The 8,247-nt window shown below is 53.3% G+C and carries 8 protein-coding genes; 2 read left to right on the forward strand and 6 right to left on the reverse strand.

The window, feature by feature from the left end:
* A partial coding sequence (locus IQ260_RS23225; protein WP_193995463.1) for a hypothetical protein occupies nucleotides 1-907 on the forward strand: 907 nt, incomplete at its 5' end.
* Nucleotides 908-944: 37 nt separating this feature from the next.
* Here the strand turns inward: IQ260_RS23225 and IQ260_RS23230 are convergent.
* The 5 genes from IQ260_RS23230 to hemW all read right to left on the reverse strand — a co-directional run bounded on the left by IQ260_RS23230 (nucleotide 945) and on the right by hemW (nucleotide 6,254).
* On the reverse strand, nucleotides 945-2,129 hold the full coding sequence (locus IQ260_RS23230; RefSeq protein ID WP_193995464.1) for a homocysteine biosynthesis protein: 1,185 nt from the start codon (nucleotides 2,127-2,129) through the stop codon (nucleotides 945-947).
* Nucleotides 2,130-2,148: 19 nt separating this feature from the next.
* Nucleotides 2,149-2,322, reverse strand: coding sequence for a hypothetical protein (locus tag IQ260_RS23235; protein ID WP_193995465.1), 174 nt, complete (start codon nucleotides 2,320-2,322; stop codon nucleotides 2,149-2,151).
* Between the two features lie 38 nt (nucleotides 2,323-2,360).
* Nucleotides 2,361-3,245: a 50S ribosomal protein L11 methyltransferase gene (gene prmA / locus IQ260_RS23240; RefSeq protein WP_193995466.1), complete on the reverse strand. Its 885-nt coding sequence runs from the start codon at nucleotides 3,243-3,245 to the stop codon at nucleotides 2,361-2,363.
* Nucleotides 3,246-3,277: 32 nt separating this feature from the next.
* Nucleotides 3,278-4,858 carry a phosphoglycerate dehydrogenase gene (gene serA, locus IQ260_RS23245; protein WP_193995467.1) on the reverse strand — a complete coding sequence of 527 codons (1,581 nt, stop codon included), beginning with the start codon at nucleotides 4,856-4,858 and terminating at the stop codon, nucleotides 3,278-3,280.
* A 157-nt stretch (nucleotides 4,859-5,015) separates the two neighbouring features.
* Nucleotides 5,016-6,254 carry a radical SAM family heme chaperone HemW gene (gene hemW, locus IQ260_RS23250; RefSeq protein ID WP_228016372.1) on the reverse strand — a complete coding sequence of 413 codons (1,239 nt, stop codon included), beginning with the start codon at nucleotides 6,252-6,254 and terminating at the stop codon, nucleotides 5,016-5,018.
* 89 nt (nucleotides 6,255-6,343) lie between these two features.
* Here hemW and IQ260_RS23255 point away from each other — a divergent pair, with 89 nt between their 5' ends.
* On the forward strand, nucleotides 6,344-7,420 hold the full coding sequence (locus tag IQ260_RS23255) for a PIN/TRAM domain-containing protein (RefSeq protein ID WP_193995468.1): 1,077 nt from the start codon (nucleotides 6,344-6,346) through the stop codon (nucleotides 7,418-7,420).
* A gap of 135 nt (nucleotides 7,421-7,555) precedes the next feature.
* On the opposite strand, the gene guaA is transcribed toward IQ260_RS23255, so the two are convergent.
* On the reverse strand, nucleotides 7,556-8,247 hold a 692-nt coding region (gene guaA, locus IQ260_RS23260; protein ID WP_193995469.1), incomplete at its 5' end, for a glutamine-hydrolyzing GMP synthase.

The raw sequence follows: 8,247 nt of genomic DNA on the forward strand, positions 1-8,247 counted from the left end.
GGTAACACCCGCCCCGCTCCCCCAGCCCGAGGTCGCTGTCGAAATATCTGAGCCCGCTGTTGTACCCAAGGACGCTGAAGTCGTTGCCGATAACGCCCCTGAGGAAACTGATCCCCCTGCGCCTCAGCCCAGGCTACAGCCGATTGCCCCCCCTAGTGAACCAATGCAATACAGAGCTATTGGTCTGCTGAAGGGGCGTTATGAGCCCTCGGAGGAGTCTTTTAATCGGGGCAACATTGTTAACCACGATGGTACGACCACCTGTGCTGTGCTGCTGGGGCGGACCACCAGTTTGGTTAAAAAGCACATAGATCTGGAAAAAGATCATTTGTGGGTCGTTTATCCACGGACTATTTTCCAAGACGATATTGGTATCGCTGTACAAATCGTTGGAGTTTGGGAACCGGAAACCCTGGGTGAGGATGAGGACGAGACGATTGAGGCTCCTGCTGATGCGATTCAACCTGATTACTTCTCCATCCGAGGTGAAGTGATCAAATATGATGAGCGCAAACAGGAAATCACAGTCAGCATCGTCCAGAAAATGCGTGCCGGTAAGCAGCCCAAGCGCCCGTTTAAGCTAGTCATCAATGGCAGCATCGGTGTAAAAACCATTGGCTATTTTTGGGATATGCATGTACAGCGTGAGGGGAATCAGTTTGTACTGATGGAAGGTAGCTACGTTGGTGCCGTACCTCCCAAAAAACGCTCTAAGAAACGACCGATGGGTGGCGGTCCGGGGGGCAAACGTCGCCCTCCCAAGCGTTCTGGTCCGCGTCCCAAACCTAATTTGGCCAAAGATGATGGTGATGCCAAAAATGGTGTTACCAAGGTAGAAAAGCCAACCGTGGTCAAAGTCGGTGACGGCAGTGGTAGTGCTACGGAGACCGATAGCTCTGAGGAGTAAGGCTGATCAAACCTCCGGGTAGTTTACTGCCTGGAGGTCAGTTATTTTGAGGTAAAAATGCAGTGTGCTGGGGCAAGGGTGCTACCGGCTCGCTGAGTTCAAAATCGCCATTGATAATCCAATTCTTGAGGGTGGCGGCCACCCTGCGGCCAAGATAGAGGCTAGATAGGGGAGCCGTTCTCACTCGGCTGCCATTAATGGTGATGCGGCCGGATTTAAGCTGCTGATAGCTGACGAGGCCAAAGCTGGGCCGTACCCGACGGGGGATTGAAAAGTCAATCACTGGAGCGACGATGTCCTGATCGCTGATGGCACAGCTCTGCAGCACCGCTGCATCTAAAACTGGTATTGGTACTCCCACCCCTAACATTAAAGAGGGGCCATAGCCACTAAAGTAGCAGCCCCGGACCCATTCAGGCTGCATTTGCTTGGCATCGCCAATCAGGGCCACGGTAGCCGACGGACCGATGGGGGTGTGATTGGGCAACCGCTTTTGGAGGGGAAAGTGCTGGGTACCTTCCCAGGCAATGTAGCCGGGGGCTCCCCCGATAAATATGCGACTGCCAATGCCCAGGGTGCGCATTTGAGGATCGTTGAGCATGGGAGATAAGGCCCCCGAATTGGCGTAGACGGCATTGCCCAGGAAGGGCTGCAGTGGCCCCAGATAGGTGAGCAAAGGGCGGTCACTACTGTTAACACCAACGATAAAGTTTTGATAGAGGTTACGGGGGTTAAACAGGTAAAACTGGTTGATGGTATCTCGAGTAATGGAGATATCCAGGGTAGCCCGAGGATAGCAGTCGCTAACCTGGCCAATAGCCCTCAGAGGCACCGATTTGCCCGCAATTAACTGGGCGATGACGTGCCCTCCGCCTCGCTCACTGGCTACCTCGCTGTCTGATGATTCGCCCCAGCGGTTGTTGCCAGCGGCTTGGCTCGCTCCCAGGTAGAGATCAACCGCGCCAAACCCAGCGTAGGCCAGGACGCTATCGAGATAACATTCGCGAATATTGATCGGTGGATCCGTGTGCCCCAGATTGATTACGGCACCGGAGGATTCCATCGGTTCAAAGGTGCCGGTGGTGACCACATCCACGGCTGCTGTTGCAGCTTCTAAACCAAGGGCAGCAACGTTGGCTTTAGCCTCTTCAACGGTCCATACCGTCACGCTCCCGTCACGGATCTTTTGATTAATGTCAGGAATGGTGCGGGTGGTCGCCATGGGTTGGTTGCAAACCGGCTTAAGACCGGCTCAAACGACTGAGGAGCCAGCTACCGAGGATAGCCGTTGGCAGCAGGACCAGAATCAAAGCAGCGGATTCTGGCGGCGCAACGGTCGGCCCCACCCATTTGATCAAGGCGCTGAGGACAGCGGATGCGATCGCAATTTTCAAGATATAAAACCAGCTATCCATGCCCGCACCTATCCATACCCAGCACTATGAACGACGAATTACGAACGACGAATATTGAGGCAGCACCAATCCCCCCGCCGCCACAGGGTGGCGACCAACCAACCATGGGCTTCGAGGGTATCGATCACCCATTTTGACTGCTCCAGCAAAACACCACTTAAAACGCCCCAGGTGTCCGCCTTAGCAATGTCACCAAAGTGGGGGATCAGCTCGACAATCACCTCTGCCAGGATGTTACAGACAAAGCCATCCACTGGCACCCTGAGACTGTCGATACTGCCCTGGGCCACTTGAATCTGGGCCGGTTCGATATCATTGAGGGCACGATTTTCCGCCGTGGCTTTTACCGCCAGCGGATCCGTATCCACTGCATACACCTGAGCGGCCCCCAGTAAAATGGCCCCAATGGATAAAATCCCTGAACCACAGCCAATATCAGCCAGGATCAGGGGCTCCGAGGGGAGATCCCCAAGACGCATTTCCAGGGACTCCAGGCATAGCTGGGTGGTGGCATGGGTGCCGGTGCCAAAGGCAGTCCCTGGATCTAGCTGCAGCACCAGTCGTGACGTATCGACCGGTATCTCAATCCAAGCCGGATTAATCAGCAGCAGGTCGCCCACCGGTTGAGGCTGCCAATACTTTTTCCAACTTTTAGACCAATCCTCATCCTCGATCAGGCTCCAAGCGACCTGAGGGGCCTCATGGAGGCCCAAACAGAGCGCATCTTGCTGCAATCGCAGCGCTAAGGCAGCCAAATCCACATTGCAAAACTGCTGCTGTGGGAAATAAGCTTTTACCTGACTTTGGTGTCCCAGTCGTTCACTGGCGGTGCCGCGTCCATTCAAACTCTCAAATCGCCAGAAAACCGTATCCTCAAGCCACGGAGAACAGGTAACTTGTATCTCCCACCAAGTATTTGCCAAGGGTTCATTCGGGGTGTATTTCTCCCCCCATCTTATAAGGCAACGGTATAAGCATCGCGGATGCCGGACACTTTTGTGATCTCTTCTAGAATGCCATCGGGCAGCGGATCGTCAATGCTGAGAACCATGATCGCATCGCCGCGCACAATCTGACGACCCACCTGCATGCTAGCAATGTTGACATTAAAGCTACCCAACAGCGAACCGATTTTGCCGATAATGCCTGGCATATCGCGGTGCAGGGTAAATAGCATGTATTTAGTGGGCGGTACGTTGATGGGAAACTGATTGATATCAGTAATGCGAACTTCGCTGCCACCCAGGATAATCCCGGTCACAGCATGTTCGCCTAAGGAGCCTTTGGCGGAGACATACAGAGAACCGGTAAAGTCCTTGACGCTGGCATCACGGGTTTCAATCACTTTAATGCCGCGCTCTTTGGCCTCAATGGAGGCATTGACATAGTTCACCCGTTCCCTAAGAGCGTTAGTCAGCAGCCCCTTAAGGGTGGCAATGACAATAGGTTTGCTATCTTGATTGGCCAGCTCGCCCTGGAGTCGAATTTGGACCTGTTCCACCCGGCCACCTGCCAGCTGTCCCACCAAGTTGCCCAGGGTTTCTGCTAGCTGTAAATAGGGACGGAGCTTTTCTAGAACATCGGGGCGCAACCCAGGAATATTCACCGCAGAGCGAGCCGGTAGCCCCAGCAGCACATCCCGTATCTGTTCAGCCACATCGATGGCCACATTCACCTGGGCTTCGGCGGTAGATGCTCCCAAGTGGGGAGTGAGAATAACCGATTTCCCTAGCTCCCGCAGAGAGCTTTCCCCCAAGGGTTCCTCTTCGTAGACGTCCAGGGCAGCCCCGGCAATTTTACCGTTGCTGAGGGCCTCGTATAGGGCGGCTTCGTCAATGATGCCACCGCGAGCACAGTTGACAATCCGGGCTGTGGGTTTCATCTTGTCCAAGGCGGCAGCATTGATTAAATGGGCTGTCTCAGACGTTTTAGGAATGTGTAGGGTGATGTAGTCAGACTCCTGGAAGAGCATGTCGAGATCCACCAGGCTGCACCCTAACTCAGCGGCTCGTTCTTTAGAAATAAACGGATCGTAGGCCAAGATCGTCATGCCCATGGCGCGGGCCACCGTGGCTACATGGGAACCAATTTTGCCCAGACCGACGACGCCAAGATTTTTCTTGTAGACCTCGACACCGGTAAATGCTTTACGGTTCCAGGTGGAGGCTTTGACCGACTGATCGGCTTCGGGAATATTGCGCGACAGCGATAGCATCATGGCTAAGGCGTGCTCAGCGGCGGCGATGGTGTTCCCCTCAGGGGAATTAACGACCACAATGCCCCGACGGGTAGCCGCAACAACGTCCACGTTATCTACACCCACACCAGCCCGACCGATGATTTTGAGCTGGCTAGCGGCTTCAATGACGGCGCTGGTAACTTTGGTACCCGAGCGAATCATCAAGGCATCATAGTTGGGGATGGCCTGGACAAGTTCCTCAGGCGTGAGTTTGGTTTTTACATCAACCTGGGCCACTTGGGCCAAAATATCGAGACCAGACTGGTCGATCGGGTCAGAGACAAGTACCTTCGGCATAGCTGGGGGGAGTTTTTTTCACAAGGAATCATCGTACTGCATCACTGCTGGGGTACAACTCTTTCCTCTGGCAAATTATGGATCGCAGGTATGGTTGCCAATGTTACAAAACGTTTAAGTTTTTTGAGATAAGCCATTGGGTTAACGGGGATCGCTGTTATTTGGCGAGATGTTCTGCAAGCTGTTCAATGCCGTTGAAAAGATCGGCCAGGACAGTATTAGAGATGAGAAAACCATCGGGATCGCTGAGGCGTAAACGATTGTTCTCCAACAGAGCCTGGCCAGTCGTGAGATAGGTTTGTAAACGAGTGTTGAGCATGGTAGTAAAGGCCGGTCCAAAGCGATCAATAAAAGGAGCGAGATCGATACCTTCAGCCAGACGCAGCCCCACCATGAGCCCATCGGTAAGTTGTTCTATCAACGGCAGTGGGGAAGCCTCGAGAACACCGCCAGTTTGTTGAAACTGGTAAACCCACTGGCGGTAGGTTTGCTGGGTGCGGGGCCGAGCAACGCGCTGAGCCTGGGTGTAGCTGGTGGCTCCCATGCCAAAGCCGTAGAAAGGCCGATTTTCCCAGTAGGTACGGTTGTGGCGACATTGGTGACCGGCCTGGGCATAGTTGGAAATTTCGTAGTGGTGATAGCCCGCTGTGGTGAGGATGTGCTGAGCCAGCCGGTACATGGCAACGGTAGTACCCTCGCTGGGTAGGGGCTGTTCGCCTGGGCGGTACTGCTTGCCAAAGGGTGTGTGGGGTTCAAGGGTGAGGTCGTAGATGGAGATGTGGTGAGGTTGGGCTGCGATCGCACGCTCCAAACCTGCTTGCCACTGGTCCAATGTCTGCGTTGGTAACCCCGAAATCAAATCCAGGCTCCAGCTAGGCACCTGACACATCGCCTCCACCGCCCGCTCCACATCGGCCAGCCGATGAAAGCGACCACATAGCTCTAGAAGGCGATCATCAAATGCCTGCACCCCTAAACTGATTCGATTTACTCCTAGGGCAGAGTATCCCTGCACGTGGCTGACATCAAAGGTGCCTGGATCCATCTCCATGGAAATTTCCACATTTGTTGCCAGACCAAACCGCTGGTCGAGGCTACTCAAAATCGTCTCTAGCTGGGACACAGAGAGTAAAGAGGGGGTACCTCCGCCAAAAAATACCGTTTCTAAAGCCGAACCTAGGGCTGGTGTGGCATTTATTTCCCGACAGAGCCAGTCCACATAAGTACTGATCGTGTCCGACGTTTCCCCCCGTTTGCGATTACCAATGACCGAAATGGGAAAGTCGCAGTAAAAGCAACGACGACGACAAAACGGAATATGAACATAGGCCGATGTGGGCATTAGGCCAAAAAAGAACGTAAAAGCATTTAGAGAGTAACCCAAACGTGGGAACATCAGTGATTATAATGGCGTTGTTCGGGCCTCCCTCAGGTTGGTCTAGAGTTCAGTAGGCCATTGCGCCCCTTAAGGTCGACATCATTCGAATGCTAGATGCATTAATCATTGTTTCATTTCTCTTTGCTGGTGCAGGTATTGGCTTTTATGGCGTTGACCTGTTATCACCAACGGTTTTAGCCCAGGTCAACAACATCGAAGGCTTAGGCGTTGTCATGGCCGGTTTTGGCGCCCTGATTGGCACCGGCTTAGGCATTGTTGCTCAAACCAGCTATCGCCGCTTCGAAAAGCAAATTCGCACCCTTCCCCCTGACCGCATTTTTGCCCGGGCAATTGGATTGATTTTGGGCCTACTGATTGCCAATTTGATTTTGGCTCCGGTCTTTTTATTGCCAATCCCCGGCGAGTTTAATTTCATTAAACCGCTGGCCGCTGTTATGAACAGCATCGTTTTTTCGGTCTCAGGCATGAACCTGGCCGATACCCAGGGGCGAGCACTGCTGCGTTTGGTTAACCCTGGCAGCGTGGAAACCATGCTGATTGCAGAAGGAACGCTAAAGCCGTCGGCCTCCAAAATTTTAGACACCAGCTGTATTATCGATGGCCGTGTGGAAGGGCTACTGGAAACCGGTTTTTTAGAAGGTCGCATCGTAGTCCCCCAGTTTGTGCTGCAGGAACTGCAGGCCGTGGCCGATGCCGCTAACGATCAAAAACGGGTGCGCGGCAGACGGGGATTAGACATTCTCAATCGACTGCGAATTGCCTATCCACAGCGCGTCGTTGTGGACCCAGCGGACTACGCCGAGATTAATACGGTGGATGCCAAGCTTGTAAAGCTAGCTCAAGAAATGAACGCCATGCTGCTGACCAACGATTACAACCTCAGTAAGGTAGCTAAGGTGCAGCAGGTAGCCGTCCTAAATATCAACGATCTAGCCAAGGCAATCCGTCCGGCTTACTTACCCGGTGATGACATTGAGATCAAGATTCTCAAAGAGGGTAAGGAAGATGCTCAAGGCGTAGGCTATCTCAATGATGGCACCATGGTGGTGGTGGAATCCGGCAAGGGCTACATCGGTAATGATGTCTTAGTCGTCGTGACGGGAGCGCTGCAAACGTCGGCAGGCAGAATGATTTTTGCCCGTCCCAAGGGAGCGACTGCCTAGGTTTGGTTTATTTGGAAACCTAGAGGTTGGCTCGAAAATGAAATACCCGTAGATCGAGTTTCGACTCCGCTCAACTCTCGAAACCGAATGTGGAGCGAAGTCGAAACCGGGTTCCGAGTGTAAAAACCTAAGCAACTACTCCCACTCGATAGTGCCAGGGGGTTTAGAGGTAATGTCGTAAACCACACGATTTACCCCATCCACCTCATTCACAATGCGATTGGAAATTACCTCTAATAAGTCATAGGACGGCCGGGACCAGTCCGCTGTCATCCCATCTTCACTGCTGACAAAGCGCAACACAATGGGGTGAGCATAGGTGCGCTGATCGCCCATGACACCGACACTACGTACCGGTAGGAGTACCGCAAAAGCCTGCCAAAAGTCGTGATACAGCCCCCGATTACGAATTTCTTCGCGGACAATATAGTCGGCATCACGCAGAATATTGAGCCGCTCAGAGGTCACCTCACCCAGGATCCGAATGGCTAGGCCGGGACCCGGAAATGGCTGACGCCGCACAATCTCATCGGGCAGACCGACAGAGCGTCCCACATTGCGCACCTCGTCTTTGAAAAGCTTACGCAGGGGTTCAATTAGCTTGAACTGTAGATCTTTGGGGAGGCCACCGACATTGTGGTGACTTTTGATCTTAACGGCTACCCGTTCACCCGTTTTGGGATCCACATTGGTATCGGCAGACTCGATCACATCGGGATAGAGCGTACCTTGGGCCAGATAGTCAAAGGGACCTAGCCGCCTAGACTCTTCTTCAAAAACGCGAATAAATTCGTGACCAATGCTTTTGCGCTTCTCCTCGGGGTCTG

This window comes from Leptolyngbya cf. ectocarpi LEGE 11479 (assembly GCF_015207065.1).
Lineage (GTDB): Bacteria > Cyanobacteriota > Cyanobacteriia > Phormidesmidales > Phormidesmidaceae > Leptothoe > Leptothoe ectocarpi.